Here is a 21,325-nt window from a genome sequence, read left to right on the forward strand (position 1 = left end):
GTTAAATTAAAATATTTTTTTCTTTTTCGATTATGGCTAAACCTATTCTAATTTTATCATAGGAAATTTGTTCTTCAAAAAAATCGAAATAAGGTTTTAATGTAGCAGGGAATTCAAGTTTAATTTGTGCTTTCTTAATTTTAGAGACTTCATCCTGCGATGCAAATTTGCTTAAATCGATTTCATGTCCGTCCACATATAATTTGGCTAAGTGCGAAATTATTGTGGTAAGACCTAATTTTCTTTTGGTCGCAATTTCCTCTGCAGAAAGACCATCTTGGAACAAAATTAGAGTTTCTTTATAAGTTGTAGCTTCTTTCTTTTTTTTACTGCTTTTAGATTTCTGAAAATCAATAATAGCTTTTATAAATATATCACCATATTTTTCGAGTTTTGCTTTCCCAACTCCGTCAATAGCTATTAATTCCTCGTCACTCATTGGTCTTTCAGTTTCCATTTGGCGCAAAGCCACATCGCTAAAGATGACATAAGCGGGAACATTTTCTTCTTTAGAAATTTCGTAACGTAATTTTCTAAGAGTTTCAAAAAGAGAATTAGCAACAGCTTTGCTTTTCACTTCTTTGATTTCAGATTTATCAATATTGATTTTCTGCACAGTTGTCAATTGTACTTTTTCACCTTCAAACAAAACTTTTTTTGCAAATGGGGTTAGCCTAATTTTATTTTGCTGATGAAAAGCAATTTCGCAATAGCCTAAATTAATTAATTGAATTAAATATTGATTCCAGTCAAACCAAGAAAGGTCTATACCAATTCCATAGGTTTTTAGATTTTGGTATTCTTTCTCAAAAATATAAGCATTTTTTGACCCACGCAAAAAGTCAATAATAACAGGCAACGGTTCGGTTTCTTGCAAACGAAAAATCGCGGACAATGCTTTTTGAGCAATTATAGTTCCATTGAAAAAAGCGGGCGGATTTTTGCAAATATCACAATTTCCACAATTTTCTATAACTAATTCCCCGAAATAGGATAGTAAAATTTTTCTTCGGCAACTCAACGCATCGGCATATTGCTTCATTCTTTCTAACTTTGCCAGTTGCACCTCGGAATTTAGACCTTGAGATGCAAATTTTTGCAATTGAATTACATCACCGTAACTTTCGAACAGTACCGTTTCAGATGGTAATCCATCCCGACCTGCACGACCAATTTCCTGGTAATATCCTTCTATGTTTTTGGGCAAATTATAATGAATAACCCAGCGCACATTCGATTTATCAATTCCCATTCCAAAAGCTATTGTAGCACAAACTACCTGACAATCATCATTAATAAACTCATCCTGAGTTTTGGAACGAATTTTATTATCTAAACCGGCATGATATGCTTTTGCATTGATGCCAATTTTCTGTAGTTTCTCAGCAAGTTCTTCGGTAGTTTTGCGGCTTAAGCAATAAACAATACCCGACTCATTTGGTTTCTCTTTAATAAAATCTATAATTTGTTTTACTCTGTCTAAAGCGGGACGCACTTCTAAACTTAAATTTTTTCTGTCAAATGAAGCTACAAAAGTTTTAGGATTTATTAAATTTAATTGTTCGCTAATATCCTTGCGTGTAGCTTTATCCGCTGTGGCAGTTAAAGCTAAGATTGGAGTAGAAGGGAAGCGTTTTTTCAGATAACCCAAATTAGTATAAGCAGGTCGAAAATCATGTCCCCACGCTGAAATACAGTGCGCTTCGTCAATAGCGATGAGGCTTATAGTTAAACTATTGAAAATATTATCCAGATATGATAAACTTTCAGGAGCAATGTAAACTAATTTAATTAGGTTCGATTTTAAGCTTTCAATGTAAAATTGGCGTTCCTCTTCCGTTTGGCTGCTGTTGATAAAACAGGCGGGAATACCATTTGCTTTCAAACTGTCGACTTGGTCTTTCATCAAAGCAATTAAGGGAGAGATTACGATTGTAATTCCGGGCAAAATCAATGCGGGTAATTGAAAACAGATTGATTTCCCCCCACCAGTTGGCATAATTGCCAATGTATCATGACCATTGAGAATACAATTTATGATGTCTTCCTGATTGGGTCTGAACTTTTCAAAACCAAAGTTTTCTTTAAGCGTGGCATGTAAAATAGACGTTGTCATTTTGGCTTTGTATTTTGAATTCTAAATTAAAAAAAAAGGAACTCATTGAGAGTTCCTTTTATGTTTTTTACATCTAATGTTTTAATCCTCGTCTTCGTCTTCGTCGTCAAATTCATCTGATAATACTTTTTTATTATCATCATCATCGTCCCCGTCTTCTGAATCCGTATCTGGCTTATCTAGGTTTTCATCGTCATCATCATCTTCTTCAATTGCATCATCGTCATCAAGTTCAATTCCGCTAATTGGTTCTAAAACGTTGTCAATTTCATCATCTTCATCATAATTTTCAATTCTGTCAGCGAGTTTTGTACTGACTTTTACTAAATAAATAGTATCTTCAGTTCGTACTTCTACAGCTTCAATTAATTCGTTTTTAGCATTTCTAAAACGTACAATGTTCGAATCATCATAACCATCAGGAAATTTTTCAACCAAAAGGTTCAAAATTTCATTGGTAAGTTTTGCGTAATCAACAATTACTCTTTTCATAAAGTTATTCTATAAATCTAATAAATAAGCAAAAATTAAAGGTGCTACAATTGTAGCATCGGACTCAATAATAAACTTTGGAGTTTTTATATCTAATTTACCCCAAGTAATTTTTTCATTCGGTACCGCTCCAGAATATGAACCGTAACTGGTTGTTGAGTCTGAAATCTGACAAAAATAACTCCAAAAAGGAATGTCATGCATTTCCATATCTTGGTATAACATTGGAACAACACATATCGGAAAATCACCAGCAATTCCTCCTCCAATTTGGAAGAAACCTACACCATTGGTACTATTTTTCGGGTACCAGTCTGATAAGAAAACCATATATTCAATACCTGATTTCATTGTAGAAGCTTTCAGATCTCCTTTGATAACATACGATGCAAAAATATTTCCCATTGTACTATCTTCCCATCCTGGTACAATAATAGGTAAGTTTTTTTCAGCAGCTGCGTACATCCAACTGTCTTTTAAGTCAATTTCGTAATATTCTTCAAGAACTCCTGAAAGTAACATTTTGTACATAAATTCATGTGGAAAATATCTTTCTCCTTTGTCATCGGCATCTTTCCATATTTTGTAAATATGTTTTTGCAAACGACGGAAAGCCTCATGCTCTGGAATACAAGTATCGGTCACTCGGTTTAGTCCTCTTTCCAATAAATCCCATTCATCTTGTGGAGTCAAATCTCTATAATTCGGTACTCTTTCGTAATGTGAATGAGCTACTAAATTCATAATATCTTCTTCAAGATTCGCACCTGTACAAGAAATAATATGAACTTTATCCTGACGAATTATTTCAGAAAATATCTTTCCAATTTCGGCTGTACTCATTGCACCAGCCATGCTCACCATCATTTTGGCACCATTTGCTAATTGTTGTTCGTATGCTTTTGCAGCATCAACTAAAGATGCAGAATTGAAATGCAAATAATGCTTTTCAATAAACTGACTGATAGGTCCTTTACTCATTTTATTGGATTTAAATATTTAAAAGTTCACTATATTTGAATCAATGCGTATATTCAAATATAATGAATTTTTAAATTGACTAATTGTGTATTTAATTATTTATTTTTATCGTAACCTAAAATTTTTAACACATCGTCGGATGTTTGCTGTTCTGAAAATACTTCGGTTGCCAGAATCCCATTTTCATCACGATCAATTAGAATATGTTTGGGCTCAGGAATCAGGCAGTGATGTAAACCTCCGTACCCGCCTATAGTTTCCTGATAGGCTCCGGTGTTAAAAAACCCAATATATAATGGTTTTTCTTTATTGTATTTTGGTAAATAAATGGCATTCATATTTTGTTCTGAATTGTAATAATCATCGCTATCACAGGTCATTCCGCCCAATAATACTCTTTCGTATGTTTCATTCCAACGGTTGACAGCCAGCATAATAAAACGCTTGTTAATTGCCCATGTATCAGGTAAAGTTGTAATAAAAGAGGAATCAATCATGTTCCATTTCTCCCTGTCATTTTGTTGTTTTTGATACAATATCTGATAAATTGCACCGCCACTTTCTCCTACTGTAAAAGAACCAAATTCCGTAAAAATGTTTGGAACATCTACTTCCGCTTCGTCACAAGCAATTTTTATCTGATTGATAATTTCATCAATCATGTACTGATAATCATACTCAAATGCCAATGAATTTTTGATAGGAAAACCACCTCCGATATTTAATCCATCAAGCGTAGGACATTCTTTTTTTAACGCAATATAAACTTTGATACATTTTATTAATTCGTTCCAATAATAAGCATTGTCATTTATGCCTGTGTTGATAAAAAAGTGTAACATTTTAAGTTCCAATTTTTTATTTTCCTGAATTTGTTTTTTGTAAAAATTTACAATGTTTTTGTATCCAATTCCCAACCGAGAAGTGTAAAATTCAAATTTAGGTTCTTCCTCGGCAGCAATACGAATTCCGATTTTGAATTTCCCCTTTATTTGTTCTTGTAAGAGATCTAGTTCTTCATAATTGTCAATAATTGGAATTGCATTTTTATGTCCATTATTGATTATTCGGGCAATATTTTCAATGTACTGGTCTCTTTTGAAACCATTACAAATTACATAGGTACTTTTGTTTATTTTGCCATTTGCCAATAAATTTTCGACAATGTTAATATCAAAAGCAGAGGAAGTTTCAATGTGAATGTTATTTTTGAAAGCTTCATTCATTACGAATTCAAAATGAGAGCTTTTTGTACAATAGCAGTAATAGTATTTTGCCTCATACTTATTTTTTTCCATTGACTTACGAAACCAGCTTTTGGCTTTGTTAATGTTATTGGAAATTTGAGGCAGATAGGTAAATTTTAATGGGGTACCATATTTTTCAACAAGTTTCATCAAATCGATATTGTGAAACTGAAGATTATCTTTGTTTAATGTAAATTCTTCTTGAGGGAAATAATAGTTTTGATTTATTAAATCAGAATATTTTGTATTCATTTGATATTTAATATTTTAGATTGAATTTAATGTAAAAATAAACTAATCTAAAATTCAAACCCGAATATTTGCATAAATAATTTGAAGCTTTTCATGATCTGCTTTCAAATATTGGAAAATATCAAAACTAAAGTTTCCTTTGATGGAATAAAAACGTTTCAGCATTCTTAGAAAAGACATGTTGTTTTTGTTTTTATTGGAACTATAATTTATTTTGTTTTGACTTTTTTTCATCGTGGCAAATGTAAAAAATATTATATACGTAATGCAATCCTTTTTATTAAAAATGTAATTATGATTTATAATCTTGGAAGGCTTCAAGAATTAATTCATTTTCAACAGATTGATTAATTTTTATTTTTCCTATTCCTTCAATTAATGCAAACTGAATGTTACCATATTCATTTTTTTTGTCATGAATTAGTAGTTCCAGAATAGGTTCTATGTCATTTTCTTCGAATAGGATGTCTTCATAAATACTCTTTATGGCAGATTTTATTTGAATATATTCCTCTTGATTAATTAGTTTTTTATTCAATGAGATAGCGCTTTCCAGTATCATTCCAACCGCTATCGCTTCTCCATGTAATAACGTAGTTTTGTTTTCATTCGCTAGAAAATAACTTTCTATGGCATGACCAAGTGTATGACCAAAATTTAACGATTTGCGAATATTTTTTTCCGTTGGATCTTGCGATACAATTTCATTTTTTATTTCGACTGATCGGTATATTAATTCGTCAAAATCAGCAAAATCTATAGCTTTCAAGTCCAAAAATTTCTCCCAATAACTTTTATCATAAATTAATCCGTGTTTTAACATTTCGGCAAGTCCGGAGCGCATTTCATTTTGTGGCAAAGTATCAAGATATTGTGTGTCAATAAGAACCATTTTTGGTACATTAATGACCCCAATTTGATTTTTTAAATTTCCTAAATCAACGCCATTTTTTCCGCCCACTGAAGCATCAACCATGGATAATAGGGTAGTTGGAATATGAATAAAATCAACTCCTCTCTTAAAAGTTGAAGCGACAAAACCACCTAAATCAGTCACGACACCACCACCTAAATTAAGCACAAGGCTTTTTCTGTCGGCGCCAAGTTCAGTGAGTACATTCCATATTTGCACACAAGTTTCAATATTTTTATTTTGTTCACCTGCTTCAAATTCGATGATTTCAATAGTAAGTTCTGTTTCTAAAAAAGGTAAAAATTTTGGCAAACAAAATTCATTTGTATTACTATCTACAATAATAAATAGATTTGAATATTTGTTTTCTTTTAAATGAAGGTTTAATGCTTCATATCCTTTTTCATTGAAATAGATTGGGTAATTATTGGCTTGAATCGTTTGCATCTTTCTTGATTAATTGGAATCGCAAAATAAGGCATTTTTTACTAAATAATATTCAAAACTCTCTCTATATTTGTACAAAAATTCAACAAATAATGGAAAAAATATTTGATAATACACAAGTTGCCTTTGCATTAAAAAGTGATACCGAACTGGATCGAGCTTATTTTCTTTTTAAAATGATTGACAATCAGCCTTTAGTTCGAATAGGAACTGCTGTTACTAATTTTGCTTTGAAAGCAAATCTTCCTGTTGAAGGTTTGATTCGAGCTACAGTTTTTGATCATTTTTGCGGAGGAGTAAATGAAGTTGACTGTCTTTCTGTTGTGGATAATATGTATACTAAAGGTGTTTCTTCTGTATTAGATTATTCTGTAGAAGGAAAAGAAGAAGAAGAACAGTTTGATGCTGCCCTTGAAATGACTTTGAAAACGATAGAATTTGCCAAAGAACGTCTAGCAATTCCTTTTGCGGTTTTTAAACCAACTGGTTTTGGACGTTTTGAGTTGTATGAGAAATTGGGAGAAAAACAAACCTTAACAACTGAAGAACAAGCGGAATGGAATAGAGTAGTGGCACGTTTTGATTTGGTTTGCAAAGATGCCCATTCTAAAAATGTAGCACTTCTTATCGATGGTGAAGAAAGTTGGATGCAAGATGCAGCTGATGATTTAGTTACTGATATGATGCGCAAATACAATAAAGAAAAAGCTATTGTTTTCAATACGCTGCAAATGTATCGTTGGGATCGTTTAGATTATTTGAAAAAATTACATGAGCAAGCCAAAAAAGAAGGATTTTTTATAGGAATGAAATTGGTTCGTGGAGCTTATATGGAAAAAGAAATTGTAAGAGCTAACGAGAAGGGATACACATCTCCAATTTGTTCTTCAAAAGAAGATACAGATGAAAACTATAATGCTGCCGTTCGATATATGGTTGAACATTTAGATTCAATGTCTGTTTTTGCAGGAACTCATAATGAGTCAAGCACTTATAATCTCATGGAATTAATGCAAGATAACGGCATCAAAACAAACGATGACAGAATTTGGTTTGGTCAATTATATGGTATGAGTGACAATATCAGTTATAATTTAGCTGCTCACGGTTATAATGTAGCTAAGTATTTGCCTTTTGGTCCTGTAAAAGATGTGATGCCCTACTTGATTCGTCGTGCCGAAGAAAACACATCAGTTGCCGGACAAACCAGTCGTGAATTATCAATGATAAAAGCGGAACGCAACAGAAGAAAAGGGAAATAAAATAATCTTATATCCGTTTTTAATATTGCATCATTTTAAAAAGTTAATGACATAAAAAAATCCATTTGCGTAAAACAAATGGATTTTTTTATGTCATTAAATTAGAATTAAGAATTGCTAAACTGCAAATTGCTTAAGTTTTTATACACTCCATTTTCTAGAGCAATAAGTTCCTGGTGTGTTCCTTGCTCTGTGATTTTTCCGTTATCAAGAACTAAAATTTGATCTGCGCTGCGAATAGTCGAAAGACGGTGCGCAATAATGATACTTGTTCTTCCTTCCATTAAAATTTCTAGCGCTTCCTGAACTAGTTTTTCACTTTCGCTGTCTAATGATGATGTGGCTTCATCTAGAATCAAAATACTTGGGTTTTTTAGCAATGCTCTTGCAATCGCAATACGCTGTCTTTGTCCGCCCGAAAGTTTAATTCCTCTTTCCCCTACAATAGTCTCAAATTTTTCAGGAAAACTTTCGATGAAATTATAAGCATTAGCCTGTTTTGAAGCAGTAAGAATTTCTGCTTCGGTTGCATTTGGTTTTCCGTAAGCAATATTTTCTCGGATTGTACCACCAAATAAAATCACATCTTGAGGCACAATACTCATATTTCCTCGAAGATTTTCCAAATCATAATCATAAATATTTTTCCCGTCCACAATTATTTCCCCTTCGTCTATATTATAAAAACGCAATAATAGAGAAGCAATGGTCGATTTTCCTGTTCCACTTGGTCCTACAATGGCAATTTTTTGACCATAATTAGCGGTGAAACTGACATCTTTCAATACTTTTATTTCTTTTCTTGAATGATAACTAAAAGCAACATTTTTGAAAGTGACATTGCCTTTTATTTTCGGGGTTTCAGCTGCATCTTGAACTGAATTAATTTTTTCGGGAGTTTCATCCAATAATTCAAAAACACGTTCGGTTGCACCAATTGCCTTTTGAATTTGTGCATACAGTTCAGCGATTCCTCCAAAAGAAGCACCTACAAATGTGGAGTATAATACAAATGAAATTAATTGTCCAACGCTCATCTCTCCACTAATGCTCAAACGAACGCCAAACCAAACTACGGCAACAATGGCTCCAAAAAGACAAAAAATAATGAATGAAGCAAAGTATCCTCTGTATTTTCCTCCTTTGATGGCTATTTTAACGACTTCTTTTATTTTTCCATTGTAACGAGCGATTTCGTACCATTCATTGGCGAAAGCCTTAACAATAGTGATCCCTTGCATGGTTTCTTCAACAATAACCTGACTTTCTGCAACTTTATCTTGAACATTTTTCGAATATTTTCTAATAAATCGTCCAAAAATAACAGCAGCAACAGCTACCAGCGGAACAACAGATAACATCAATAAGGTTAATTTGACACTCTCGTTTGCCAACAAAAGAACACCACCAATAATTAAAATGAATTGTCTTAGAAATTCAGCTATTGTAGAGGTTAAAGTATCTTGTATTTGTGTTATATCAGAACTGATTCTACTGTTTAATTCGCCAACACGCTTTTGCGAAAAGAACGACATAGGCAACTTTACCAAATTGCTATACAATGCTAATCTAAGATTTGCTAACGTATGTTCCGTAAAATTTACAAATAAAGACAATCTAAAAAAGGAAAAAATAGATTGGAAAAATAAAATAACAACTAATCCCAACGCAATATAATTAGCCTGTTCATTATCTTTATTTTTCACACAATCGATAAGCATTCCCATTAATTTAGGAAAAGCTAACGCCGTCGCACCTGTTAGCAGTAAAAAAAACAAACCAACATAAAATTTCCAACGATGATTTCCTGCATATTGGAATATTAGAGTAGCTTTAGTAAGTGAACTTGCGGTAATTTTTGATTTTGGTAAATCGTTTTCTTTGAACCTGGCCATTATTTATAATTTATGTCACAAATGTAAGACTATAACAACTTAATACAAAAAAATAGTACGGTTTCATCTTGTATTTAAAGCGCTATTAGAGAGCACGAAAGAGAATTATTGTTATTTTTTATTTTATTTTTTTAATATTTCACTTGCAAATACGATTTCTAGGTGTATATTTGCAGACGCAATAAGGAAATGAAAATTACTAAATTGTACTAGGGCGATTAGCTCAGCCGGTTCAGAGCACCTCGTTTACACCGAGGGGGTCGGGGGTTCGAACCCCTCATCGCCCACAAAAACTCCATTAGAAATAATGGAGTTTTTTTATGTCTTATATTTTTTAATTAAATTATGTCTTGTTATTTTTTAGCTTAACTAATTAAATATCAATTTGGATTGCTATTTTAACTTCTTATTAATAGTTGGTTGTACCAAAACCAAAATTACTATCCTTATTTTTGCCATTAAATCACAACTGATTCGTAATGAATAAAAATAGTCTTTCACAAACAAAAATATCCGTTCTTGATCTTGCAATAGTTAGGGAAGGAGGTACAACATCAGATACTTTTAAAAACAGTTTGGATCTCGCTCAACACATAGAAAAATGGGGTTTTAATAGATTTTGGCTGGCTGAGCATCATAATATGGAAGGGATAGCGAGCAGCGCAACTTCTATTTTGATTGGGCATATAGCTGAAGGAACTACCACTTTAAGAGTCGGGTCGGGTGGTATTATGCTTCCCAATCATGCACCACTAATAGTTGCCGAACAATTTGGCACATTGGCTACGCTTTTTCCGAACCGAATCGATTTAGGTTTGGGTCGCGCCCCAGGAACAGATCAATTTACTGCTGCAGCCTTGCGCCGTGATGAACACGCTGCAATGGAATTTCCCCAAAATATACAGGAATTACAAATGTATTTGTCTGCATCCAATAAAAATGGTCGTGTTCGCTCTATTCCTGGTGAAGGATTAGATATTCCGATATGGATTTTGGGTTCCAGTACTGACAGTGCTTATTTAGCTGCTGCCTTAGGATTGCCTTATGCTTTTGCAAGTCATTTTGCACCAGCACAACTAAATACTGCTATAGCTATTTACCGTAACAATTTTAAAGCTTCAGAGCATCTCAAAGAGCCTTATGTGATGGCTTGTGTCAACGTGATTGCTGCTGATTCTGATGAAGAAGCTTCACGATTAGCAACTTCTTTCAAAAAATTATTCCTTGGCATTATCACAGGAAATCGACAACAATTAAAACCTCCCGTTATCCCTGATAAAAATTTTATGGATCCTATGGAGGAAGCTGCATTGCAACAAATGATTGCTTATACCTTTATTGGCGGACCAGAAAAAGTAAAAAGAGAGCTACAACAATTCCTTGATAAAACTAAAGTAGATGAACTAATGATTGCAACTGCTGTTTTTGAACATAAAGCTAGACTACGTTCTTACGAAATCGTTGGAAATTTAAAAAATAATTAATCTAAAGTCAAAGCACCCAAGATTTCTTCAGATAAGAAAGGACCTCCGGGATAAGTAGCGGTGTAATCTAGATTTAGCCATATTTGACCGCGTTCGTCCACATGATAATGAAGTTGTTTTTGATCGCTTTCATTCACAAACAGAACATTTTTTATGAGATAATTTACCTTTTCTAAATCAATATGGGAACCAATTAATATTTCGGGGTAAATATGCCCTTTTGTATGAATTAACCGAGGAGTTCCGCCTATAGCCTTTACGCTTGCTGCCATTAATATTGAATGATCGTCACAATCACCGGAAAAATAAAGTAAGGATTCTGTTGCCGTTGCAATATAATCTCCTTCTTTTGGGTCACTTACATAGTTCCATCTGTGGTTTATTTCTTTAAATACAGCAAAGCATTGAATAATGGTTCTGTAATCAGAATAACCCTTAATATCTTTGAAATATTTTGAAGTAGCCATAACCGCAAAATTTCTAATTTTTGGATTCTGATATTCAATCGCATTTATGATTTTTGATTTGTTTGGAAATGGTAGTAATTTCGCTATGATTATATCCTGAGGAAACGGATTGTCAGACATGGTGTACATCATCGAATTGTAATCTTCATAAACACTGTTAAAACCATAATCACCAATAACGGAGCCGTAAAATAGGACCAATAAATATAAGGCAATACAAATTAGTATAATAGTCCTCAAAAACCTTAGAATTAGTTGAATGATCACTACGATTAGTATAAACAAAACAACTCTGTCAAGATTAAAAAACCAATTAGGATTATATAAATTTTGATGTACAATTATAAATACCGGTACAGCAATTAATATATTTAAAATAAAAATAATAACGTCGTCCCATGGTTTTTTGACCTGAAATTTTTGTTTAATACCTTGAAAAGTAATATTTTTTATTTTTATCATAGTAACAATAAAAGCTGAAATCTAGACTGCTTTTACAATTTTATCAAAAGTAACTTTTTTATCTATAATTTTTAACTGAAATAGTTGATTTTGAACATTGTTTAACATTTTTTCAGTTAATGATTTTTTTGACCATTCTGTTAAAGACAGCCATTCTTGAATATCTTCAATTTTTTGATTGTAATTTGAAGCTAAAATTTCATCAATATTTAGAATCCCTTTAAATTCCGATGTTTTTTTATTGATGATTTTGAGAATTTTCGCAATTATTTCCGGTTCATTCTCCAGAATTTCATCACGGACTGCAATTACAAAACAAGGCCAAGGAGTAGGGCAAACAGCAATTCTGCGAAAAATTCCTTTGTCGACTAATGGCTTAGTCATAAAGCGTTCCCACATAAAATAATCGGCAGTTCCATTAGTGAATGCTTCGACTGCTCCATCAATGGTATTTATGATTTCGAACTGAAGATTATCAGTTGTCCAACCTTGACTATCTGCATTGACATAGGCCATTAACTGTGAACCAGAACCTAATCTGGAGATAGCGACTTTCTTATTTTCTAAATCAGATACTGTTTTATAATTGGAATTTGCTGCGACATGAATCCCCCAAATCAAAGGACTTTCGACATAAATTTGAACAATTTTACTTGGATTTCCACCAATAATATCTTTCACAATTCCTTCGGTTAAGATTACGGCAATATCAGTTTCTACATCTCGAAGCATTTGACACATTTTTCCCGTTCCTTCGGGAACATCAGTCCATTGTAAATCGATATTTTCCTTTTCAAAATCTCCATTTTCTATTGACAAGTGCCAAGGTAAGTTGAAATGTTCCGGAACGCCAGCTATTTTTATTGTTTTCATTACAGGTTAGGATTTTTTAATTCGTACCAATTCCAAGAAACGCCGTCCTCCATATATTGTTCGGTCATTTTCAGTCCAATTTTTTGTAATATTCTGTTTGAGGCGATATTATCCGCATGCGCTGCAGCTTCAAGAAGTTTTATTTTCATTACATTAAAACCATAATCCAACCAAGCAAAACTGGCCTCACTGGCATATCCTTTGCCCCAGAATTTTTCACTTAACCGGTAGCCAATATCGTAGAAATCAACTTTATTATTTATCATTTCGGTGTTGTATTTTAATCCAGCCCAACCAATTAATTCATTGGTTTCTTTCAAAATAACAACAAATCGTCCAATGTTATTTTGGATGTATTGTGCTCTAACAAATTCTATATAGGAATGTACTTCACTAGTATTTCGCAATGGTTTGTTCCAAAGATAGTGATGAACTTTAGGATTGCTTTCCATTTCAAATAAAGCTTCGGCATCAGAAAGTTTCATTTCTCTTAAAATCAATCTGTTGGTTACTAAAATAAGATTCATGTTTTTTACTGAAAATTTGATGGTGAACGATTTAGCCCTGATCGAAACGGCATCCTTTTGTTCTGTCATTGCGAGGAACGAAGCAATTTTTTAGACAGTACAAAAGATACAGTGCAGAGCAGGAATTAGCTCCAAAATAAAATTAGTGTTCAATTATTGGTCAGCTAATTTCTTCAACGTATACGCAATCAATTCATCAACGGCTTTGTACGGATCTTCGCTAAAAGTCCCCGAAGCACGATTGGCAATTATGGCGTTTAAAGACAAGGCATTGTGTCCTAAAAGTGATGAAAGACCATATATAGCAGCGGTTTCCATTTCGAGATTAGTGATGCGATTCTCTTCAAATTTGAAGTTGTCCATTTTAGAATTTAAATTTTCATCTTGAATATTCAAACGCAAAACACGTCCTTGTGGACCATAAAAACCTCCGGCGGTTGCCGTAATTCCTTTGTGCATCTTATCGCTTTCTATCATTTTTTCAAGTTTTTCGGAACAAGCAATCACGTATGGTTTCCCTTTTAGCAAATCCCAACTGGTGTGTTTTACAAAAGCATCTTCCATTTCGATATTCGAAACTTCATTAATTAAATAGGAGCGAAGCATGTTATCTAACCCCAAACCAAATTTTGACATCACGAAACTATCAACCGGTATATCCTCTTGCAAAGAACCCGAAGTTCCAATTCGAATGATATTTAATGAAGTTAATATTTCTTTTGGCTTACGTGTTTTTAAATCGATATTTACCAAAGCATCCAGTTCGTTGATAACAATATCAATATTATCAGGACCAATTCCTGTGGACATCACCGTTATTCTTTTGCCTTTGTAAATCCCCGTTTGGGTTTTGAATTCTCGTTTTTGTGTTGAAAATTCAATAGTGTCAAAAAATTGAGTTATTTTTTCTACCCGATTTTGATCCCCAACAAAGATGATGTCATGGGCAATCTGTTCTGGTTTTAAATTTAAATGATAGACGCTTCCGTCCGGATTGAGTATTAATTCTGATGATTGTATCATTGTTTTTTTGTTTAAAGTTTAAGGTTTAAAGTTGCTCAACTGAGCACTAATTACTGAACACTGACTACTTTTTCTAGCCTCCAACACGTTTTACTTTAAAACCTTTAGCTTTTAGAATGGTCATTATTTTGTCACGATAATCGCCCTGAATAATAATGGAATCGTCTTTAAAAGTTCCACCAACACTCAATTTTGTTTTTATTTCTTTAGCCAAAATTTTAAAATCTTCGTCCGTACCTTCGTAACCTTCAATTATAGTTGTAGCTTTTCCTTTTCGTTTTTCAAATTTACAAATCATTGGCTCTTTTTGAACGTATAATTCATGTGCCACTTCTTCAATAGATTCTTCAGGCGATGGTTCGTGATCCGGGAAAAGGTTTTTCAGTTGGTCTTGTAAGTCCATTTTTTAAAAATTAATTGATTATTAAACCATTAAGAAGTTAAGAAAATTAAGTATTTAATGCTCTTAATGGACCTTAATTTCTTAATGGTAAAAAAACAAAAAGACATCAAGCGAACTCGATGTCTTCCTTGAACTATAAATTAAGAATTATTTTTTAATAAGACCTAAATCTACTAATCGTTCGTATAAATAGGCTCCAGCGGTAATGTCCTCGAATTTTTTGGGATGTTCTGCATCAATGCAATTTTCCAAACAATCCAATTTCATATCACTCACAGGATGCATAAAAAACGGAATAGAATAACGTGAAGTTCCCCATAATTCCCTTGGTGGATTTACCACTTGATGAATGGTAGATTTCAATTTGTTGTTAGTGTGGCGCGATAACATATCACCAACATTAATAACTAATTCATCAGGCTCAGCGATTGCATCAATCCATTCTCCATCGTGGTTTTGCACTTGTAACCCTTTTCCTTGAGCACCCATCAATAAGGTAATCAAATTAATATCTCCATGCGCTGCGGCACGAATTGCATTTGCAGGTTCTGAGGTAATAGGTGGATAATGAATAGGTCGTAAGATAGAGTTTCCATCTTTTGCATAATTATCAAAATAAAATTCACTTAAACCAAGGTGAATCGCTAAAGCTCTCAGAACGTAAACGCCTGTTTTTTCCAGCATTTGATACGCCTCTTTACCTACAACATTGAAACGAGGTAATTCTTTTACTTCAACATTTTCAGGATATTCTGAAGCGTATTTCGAATCTTTGGATACATATTGTCCAAAATGCCAAAATTCTTTTAAATCTCCTTCTTTTCTGCCTTTGGCATGTTCAGTTCCAAAAGAAACATAACCTCTTTGTCCTCCAATTCCAGGAATTTCATAATTGTGTTTTATCTCTAATGGTAAAGCGAAAAATTTTCTAATTTCACCGTACAATTCATCAACCAGTTGGTCGTCTAAAAAATGCCCTTTGAGTGCTACGAAGCCAATATCTTCAAATGCACTTCCGATTTCATTTACAAATTTTTGTTTACGTTTCGGGTCATCCGAAAGGAAATCACGCAAGTCAACACTAGGAATGTTTTGCATACTTAAATATTTTTATAAAATTACAAGGTTTAAATCTTGCAGAGACAAAGATAAAGAATAATTTTAATCGAAAAATTTTAAAAGTTAGCATTAAAATAAAAAATATAACAAATTATATCAAAACTGTTATATTTTTTTATCTTTGAACCACATTAAAAACAGAGAAAATGACCTTTGACAGAAAAAATCTTACTAACAATCAACTATTAGATTTGTATAAAAGAATACTGAAACCAAGACTGATAGAAGAAAAAATGTTGATACTTATTCGTCAGGGAAAAGTATCAAAATGGTTTTCTGGCATTGGCCAGGAGGCTATTTCTGTTGGAGTTACGGCAGTTTTAGATAGTGATGAATACATACTGCCAATGCACAGAAATCTAGGTGTTTTTACAGGGAGAAATATTCCTTTGTATCGTCTTTTTTCGCAATGGCAAGGTAAAGCCAATGGTTTTACAAAGGGACGTGACCGAAGTTTTCACTTTGGAACCCAACAATACAAGATTATTGGAATGATTTCTCATCTTGGTCCGCAGTTAGGTGTGGCTGACGGAATTGCTCTAGCCAATAAACTTAAAAAAAACGGTAAAATTACAGCAGTATTTACTGGAGAAGGCGCTACAAGTGAAGGTGATTTTCATGAAGCATTGAATATTGCTTCGGTTTGGGAATTGCCTGTGATGTTTATTATAGAAAATAACGGTTATGGATTATCAACTCCTACAAATGAGCAATATCGTTGTGAAAACCTTGCTGATAAAGGAATAGGGTACGGAATAGAAAGTCATATTATAGACGGGAATAACATTCTTGAAGTCTTTAATTTGTTATCCGAATTGAAAGCCTCTATGATCGAAAAACCACGTCCTGTTTTATTAGAATTTAAAACTTTTAGAATGCGTGGACATGAAGAGGCGAGTGGCACCAAATATGTTCCTCAAGAATTAATGGATATGTGGGCGATTAAAGATCCTGTTGATAATTACAGAAAATTTTTGTCTGAAAACGGAATCCTTTCCGAAGAATTTAATGCGGCTTTAAGAAGTGAAATCAAGATGGAAATTGATGAGAGCTTGGCTCTTGCAAATGCAGAACCTGAAATTGAAGCTTCTTACAGTGAAGAATTAAATGATGTTTATAAACCCTTTCAATTTGAGTTAGTTAATCCATCTGAAGAAAAAGAAAATATTCGTTTTATAGATGCCATTTCAAACAGTTTGCGTGAATCGATGGAACGACATCCAAACTCTGTAATAATGGGTCAGGATATTGCTGAATATGGTGGTGCTTTCAAAATTACTGATGGTTTTGTAGCTCAATTTGGTAAAGAACGAGTTATCAATACTCCTATTTGCGAGAGTGCAGTAGTTTCTGCAGGAATGGGTTTGTCTATAAATGGATACAAAGCCATTGTAGAAATGCAGTTTGCCGATTTCGTTTCCACCGGATTCAATCCTATTGTTAATTTATTAGCAAAATCACATTATCGTTGGCTTGAAAATGCCGATGTTGTGGTTCGTATGCCTTGCGGCGGAGGAACGCAAGCAGGACCTTTTCACTCCCAAACTAATGAAGCTTGGTTTACTAAAACACCAGGTTTAAAAGTAGTGTATCCAGCATTTCCGTTCGATGCCAAAGGTTTATTAAATGCATCAATTAACGATCCAAATCCAGTGATGTTCTTTGAACACAAACAATTGTATAGAAGTATATATCAAGATGTACCCAAAGATTATTATACTATTCCATTAGGAAAAGCCGCTTTGTTGAAAGAAGGAACTGATATTACTATTATTTCGTTTGGAGCAGCGGTGCATTGGGCTTTGGATACTTTAGCAAAAAATCCTGAAATTTCAGCTGATTTGTTGGATTTAAGAACCTTGCAACCTTTGGATACCGAAGCTATTTTTGCATCGGTAAAGAAAACAGGAAGAGTGATTATTTATCAGGAAGACAGTATGTTTGGTGGTATTGCCAGTGATATTTCGGCGATGATTATGGAAAACTGCTTTAAATATCTTGATGCGCCGGTTAAACGTGTGGCAAGTTTAGACAGTCCAATTCCGTTTACAAAAGCATTAGAAGATCAATATTTGCCGAAAGGGAGATTTGAAATCGCTTTGCAAGAATTGTTAGAATACTAATCCCAAGATTAAATACAATTAGGTTATTTTTAAAGTTTTAATTTTAAAAATAACCTAATATCCAATAGATAATTATAAATAGTATAATTGTACCAAAGCAACCGCCGCCTAGTTTTTTGGCGCCGTAACCTGCGAGTATTGTTTTAAAGAAACCATTCATAAGTTTAAATTTTTAAGCATTCATTAAAAGTAATAAATATTTTTTGAATGCCGCACTTTAATTTAATTCCAGAAAGATTATCTTAATCAAAGCGATTTCTTCCTCATACATTCTTTTCTTTCTGATTACGTAACAAAATGCATTTTATCTATTTTAATACAACGGAGTTAGTATTAGTATTACCGATTACTCAATTTTGCTTTTTCTTTAATGATATCACTGATTTTTCTGTTTTCGATTTTGCTTTCCAGCCAAGAGATGATATCAAGATATAAAAATGCTCTTTTTTCATAGGTATTCTTTTCTAATTCGATAAATCGTTCTCTCATTTTTACAAACTCCTTTTTGATATCACCAGGATATATAGAATTTAAGTTTTTCAAAAACTTAATGATTTCTTTTTGCACTTCATGCAAATCATTCATTTTCAATAAAAATTTATAGGTGTTTTTTAACTGATTTTCTAAATAATAATCATTACCTAATTCATTATGAGCAATTAAACTCAGTAATCGGGCAAAACACATCAAATCTTGTCGCATGGAAAGATTTTTGTTGTTTATAATTTTCTCTAAGTAAAAGATGCATTCATTATATTTTTCGTTACCAAAATAGATAGAAGCTATTTTATAGTAAAACAACATTTCGTGATGTTCATCAAGATGCTCGCTATGTAACTTTAATTTATTTAAAATTTCTGGAATTAGATATTCACTTTCAGCAAAAGTGCCTTCCAGAATATGATAATTTAATTTGTTGTTATATAAATACAAGAACGATAAGGAAGCAATATTATCATTTACGGGAAAACGAGGATCATTAATAGTTTCTTCCAGTTGAAACAAATATTTTTTAAATTTTGATTTGTATTTTAACATGAATAAAGATTCAAGTAAATAATGATTTCCTTTTAAAAAAAAGACAGGATTCAAATAAATCATATTTGGATTATCATAAAAAAGAGTGACCCATTTATAAGCATATTTATAACTGGCTAAAAAATCCTGTACTAAAAAACTACGCCAAAGATTAGCATTGTAAAACCAATATTTCTCCCGAAATCCAAATTTTTTCTCATCTAATTTGGCAATATGTTTTTTGAAATAATCGTCAATGTATTTATATTCTTCATCACTTTTTACATAACCAGTTTTAAGCATTATTCCGTACAATTGCAGGGATAAATTGGATAATTTACTGGAAATAGTATTGCGATAATTTAATTCTTTAGCCTGCACAACTAATTCATTGGCTCGTCCTTGAATACTTCGTGTGATATATTGTGATTCTATAAGCTTTTCAAATTCAACAATTTCATAGGCCATGAGTTTTTCGTCATTTTCTAAAGCTGAAATTTTTGTTTTATCCAAGATTTTTAAACTCTGCTTGTATAAACCTTTATTGTATAGTATGGCTGCAAAATCAATTTGTTCCCGCAATTGGTACCGAATGTTTTGACTAGGAATATTCAACCGAATACTGACTAATATTTGTTTGTATAAATATGACTTTAAATTTGATAATTGCACTTTTTTTATAATACCACTTTTCAAAATGAGTTTCTCATCATACATTTCCGACTTGTCTAAAATGTTGAACAATTCGATGAATTTTGTATTTGAACTTGTTTCCAATCTACTTGCAAAAATCTTAAATTGTCTCTTTTCAGACTTGGAAAGGGATTTTATTAATACAAATAAAAAATCTTTTTGATGGTTAGCCATTGTAAAATATAGAAGTGTAAAACACTGTCAATAAGCAACTTAAGTCTTTATTAGTTGTTTTATAAGCAGTATAATTGGTTAAAATGAATTTTATATTTAAAGTGTTGGAATCTATTTTTGTTATTAGGATGTGAAATTACATTAAATAAATGAAAATGAATAGAGAGAAAGTCCAAATTTTTGATACCACGTTAAGAGATGGAGAACAGGTCCCTGGATGTAAACTAGATACCAAACAAAAACTTGTTATAGCAAATCGACTGGACGAAATGGGTGTAGACATTATTGAAGCTGGTTTTCCGGTTTCTAGCCCTGGTGATTTTTTATCTGTTACAGAAATAAGCAAAATTGTAAAAAATGCTACGGTTTGTGGTTTGACCAGAGCGGTAAAAAATGATATAGATGTTGCCGCTGCTGCTTTAAAATATGCAAAAAAACCTCGTATTCACACCGGTATTGGAACTTCAAATTCTCATATAATACACAAATTAAACACAACGAGAGAAGATGTTATTGCCAGAGCAAAATTTGCTGTTCTACATGCTAAATCTTATGTAGAAGATGTAGAGTTTTATGCAGAAGATGCCGGTAGAACCGATAATGATTTCTTGGCAAAAGTATGTGAAGAGGCAATAAAAGCAGGTGCTACTGTACTTAATATACCAGATACAACAGGATATTGTCTGCCTGATGAATATGGCGCGAAAATTAAATACCTTAGAGAAAACGTAAAAGGAATCGAAAATGTAATTCTTTCTTGCCATTGTCATAATGATTTAGGTATGGCTACTGCCAATTCAATCGCTGGTGCGGTGAATGGAGCTCGACAAATAGAGTGTACCATTAATGGAATAGGAGAAAGAGCAGGAAATACAGCACTTGAAGAAGTAGTGATGATTTTCAAACAACATCCATATTTGAATCTGTATACCGATATCGATTCAAAACAATTGAATGAAATGAGTCGTTTAGTCTCAGAAAGTATGGGAATGATTGTGCAGCCTAATAAAGCTATTGTAGGCGCTAATGCCTTTGCACACAGTTCCGGAATTCATCAAGATGGAGTTATAAAAAACAGAGCAACTTATGAAATTATGGATCCATTAGATGTCGGTGTCAATGAATCTTCAATAGTTCTTACAGCCAGAAGCGGTAGAGCGGCATTGGCTTACAGAGCCAAAAAGGTAGGTTATGAACTTACCAAAGTACAATTGGATATTGTATATGTAGAGTTTTTGAGATTTGCAGATATCAAAAAAGAAGTTTTAGATGACGATATTCATCAAATTATTGAAGTTTGCAAAATACAAAGTGAATTAATTAGAAGTTAATACAAATCTTAGATAAAAAGTTTT

18 protein-coding genes and 1 tRNA gene are annotated in these 21,325 nt (G+C 32.8%); 5 read left to right on the forward strand and 14 right to left on the reverse strand.

What is annotated here, in order from left to right:
- Position 1: 1 nt before the first annotated feature.
- The 6 genes from recQ to aroB form a co-directional block, all read right to left on the reverse strand.
- Positions 2 to 2,116, reverse strand: coding sequence for a DNA helicase RecQ (gene recQ / locus C4S35_RS06550; protein WP_103999416.1), 2,115 nt, complete (start codon positions 2,114 to 2,116; stop codon positions 2 to 4).
- Positions 2,117 to 2,197: 81 nt separating this feature from the next.
- Complete coding sequence (locus C4S35_RS15840) at positions 2,198 to 2,608, reverse strand: DNA primase (protein ID WP_159916671.1); 411 nt, start codon at positions 2,606 to 2,608, stop codon at positions 2,198 to 2,200.
- 9 nt (positions 2,609 to 2,617) lie between these two features.
- Positions 2,618 to 3,589: a deoxyhypusine synthase family protein gene (locus tag C4S35_RS06560; protein ID WP_073208830.1), complete on the reverse strand. Its 972-nt coding sequence runs from the start codon at positions 3,587 to 3,589 to the stop codon at positions 2,618 to 2,620.
- Between the two features lie 95 nt (positions 3,590 to 3,684).
- Complete coding sequence (locus C4S35_RS06565; protein WP_103999417.1) at positions 3,685 to 5,088, reverse strand: type III PLP-dependent enzyme domain-containing protein; 1,404 nt, start codon at positions 5,086 to 5,088, stop codon at positions 3,685 to 3,687.
- 54 nt (positions 5,089 to 5,142) lie between these two features.
- Positions 5,143 to 5,322 carry a hypothetical protein gene (locus C4S35_RS06570; RefSeq protein ID WP_103999418.1) on the reverse strand — a complete coding sequence of 60 codons (180 nt, stop codon included), beginning with the start codon at positions 5,320 to 5,322 and terminating at the stop codon, positions 5,143 to 5,145.
- 58 nt (positions 5,323 to 5,380) lie between these two features.
- On the reverse strand, positions 5,381 to 6,448 hold the full coding sequence (gene aroB / locus C4S35_RS06575; protein WP_103999419.1) for a 3-dehydroquinate synthase: 1,068 nt from the start codon (positions 6,446 to 6,448) through the stop codon (positions 5,381 to 5,383).
- Positions 6,449 to 6,540: 92 nt separating this feature from the next.
- Between aroB and C4S35_RS06580 the strand changes: the two genes are divergently transcribed.
- A complete protein-coding gene (locus tag C4S35_RS06580; RefSeq protein ID WP_103999420.1) occupies positions 6,541 to 7,710 on the forward strand; it encodes a proline dehydrogenase family protein in 1,170 nt (389 codons plus the stop codon).
- A 107-nt stretch (positions 7,711 to 7,817) separates the two neighbouring features.
- Here the strand turns inward: C4S35_RS06580 and C4S35_RS06585 are convergent, their stop codons facing one another.
- Complete coding sequence (locus C4S35_RS06585; protein ID WP_103999421.1) at positions 7,818 to 9,605, reverse strand: ABC transporter ATP-binding protein; 1,788 nt, start codon at positions 9,603 to 9,605, stop codon at positions 7,818 to 7,820.
- Positions 9,606 to 9,817: 212 nt separating this feature from the next.
- Between C4S35_RS06585 and C4S35_RS06590 the strand changes: the two genes are divergently transcribed.
- Both C4S35_RS06590 and C4S35_RS06595 read left to right on the forward strand, forming a co-directional pair.
- Positions 9,818 to 9,892, forward strand: a tRNA-Val gene (locus C4S35_RS06590).
- 192 nt (positions 9,893 to 10,084) lie between these two features.
- Positions 10,085 to 11,089 carry an LLM class flavin-dependent oxidoreductase gene (locus tag C4S35_RS06595; protein WP_103999422.1) on the forward strand — a complete coding sequence of 335 codons (1,005 nt, stop codon included), beginning with the start codon at positions 10,085 to 10,087 and terminating at the stop codon, positions 11,087 to 11,089.
- On the opposite strand, the gene C4S35_RS06600 is transcribed toward C4S35_RS06595, so the two are convergent.
- The 6 genes from C4S35_RS06600 to C4S35_RS06625 all read right to left on the reverse strand — a co-directional run bounded on the left by C4S35_RS06600 (position 11,086) and on the right by C4S35_RS06625 (position 15,942).
- Positions 11,086 to 12,018: a transglutaminase gene (locus tag C4S35_RS06600; protein ID WP_103999423.1), complete on the reverse strand. Its 933-nt coding sequence runs from the start codon at positions 12,016 to 12,018 to the stop codon at positions 11,086 to 11,088. The genes C4S35_RS06595 and C4S35_RS06600 overlap by 4 nt on opposite strands.
- A 21-nt stretch (positions 12,019 to 12,039) precedes the next feature.
- On the reverse strand, positions 12,040 to 12,891 hold the full coding sequence (locus C4S35_RS06605) for a substrate-binding domain-containing protein (RefSeq protein WP_103999424.1): 852 nt from the start codon (positions 12,889 to 12,891) through the stop codon (positions 12,040 to 12,042).
- The gene (locus C4S35_RS06610) at positions 12,891 to 13,487 is read right to left on the reverse strand and encodes a GNAT family N-acetyltransferase (RefSeq protein ID WP_341865124.1); all 597 of its coding nucleotides are present in this window, start codon (positions 13,485 to 13,487) and stop codon (positions 12,891 to 12,893) included. The genes C4S35_RS06605 and C4S35_RS06610 overlap by 1 nt, the downstream gene beginning before the upstream one ends.
- A gap of 84 nt (positions 13,488 to 13,571) precedes the next feature.
- Positions 13,572 to 14,441, reverse strand: coding sequence for a nucleoside phosphorylase (locus tag C4S35_RS06615; protein ID WP_103999425.1), 870 nt, complete (start codon positions 14,439 to 14,441; stop codon positions 13,572 to 13,574).
- A gap of 73 nt (positions 14,442 to 14,514) precedes the next feature.
- Complete coding sequence (locus C4S35_RS06620; RefSeq protein WP_103999426.1) at positions 14,515 to 14,844, reverse strand: translation initiation factor; 330 nt, start codon at positions 14,842 to 14,844, stop codon at positions 14,515 to 14,517.
- Positions 14,845 to 14,991: 147 nt separating this feature from the next.
- On the reverse strand, positions 14,992 to 15,942 hold the full coding sequence (locus tag C4S35_RS06625; protein ID WP_103999427.1) for an isopenicillin N synthase family dioxygenase: 951 nt from the start codon (positions 15,940 to 15,942) through the stop codon (positions 14,992 to 14,994).
- A 167-nt stretch (positions 15,943 to 16,109) separates the two neighbouring features.
- Between C4S35_RS06625 and C4S35_RS06630 the strand changes: the two genes are divergently transcribed.
- Positions 16,110 to 18,086: an alpha-ketoacid dehydrogenase subunit alpha/beta gene (locus C4S35_RS06630; RefSeq protein ID WP_103999428.1), complete on the forward strand. Its 1,977-nt coding sequence runs from the start codon at positions 16,110 to 16,112 to the stop codon at positions 18,084 to 18,086.
- A 339-nt stretch (positions 18,087 to 18,425) separates the two neighbouring features.
- Here C4S35_RS06630 and C4S35_RS06635 read toward each other — a convergent pair whose 3' ends face one another.
- Positions 18,426 to 19,970: a hypothetical protein gene (locus tag C4S35_RS06635; protein WP_103999429.1), complete on the reverse strand. Its 1,545-nt coding sequence runs from the start codon at positions 19,968 to 19,970 to the stop codon at positions 18,426 to 18,428.
- A 155-nt stretch (positions 19,971 to 20,125) separates the two neighbouring features.
- On the opposite strand from C4S35_RS06635, the gene C4S35_RS06640 reads away from it, so the two are divergent.
- Positions 20,126 to 21,301, forward strand: coding sequence for a 2-isopropylmalate synthase (locus C4S35_RS06640; RefSeq protein ID WP_103999570.1), 1,176 nt, complete (start codon positions 20,126 to 20,128; stop codon positions 21,299 to 21,301).
- Positions 21,302 to 21,325 lie beyond the last annotated feature (24 nt).

The organism is Flavobacterium urumqiense (assembly GCF_900108015.1).
In the GTDB taxonomy this organism is placed as follows: domain Bacteria; phylum Bacteroidota; class Bacteroidia; order Flavobacteriales; family Flavobacteriaceae; genus Flavobacterium; species Flavobacterium urumqiense.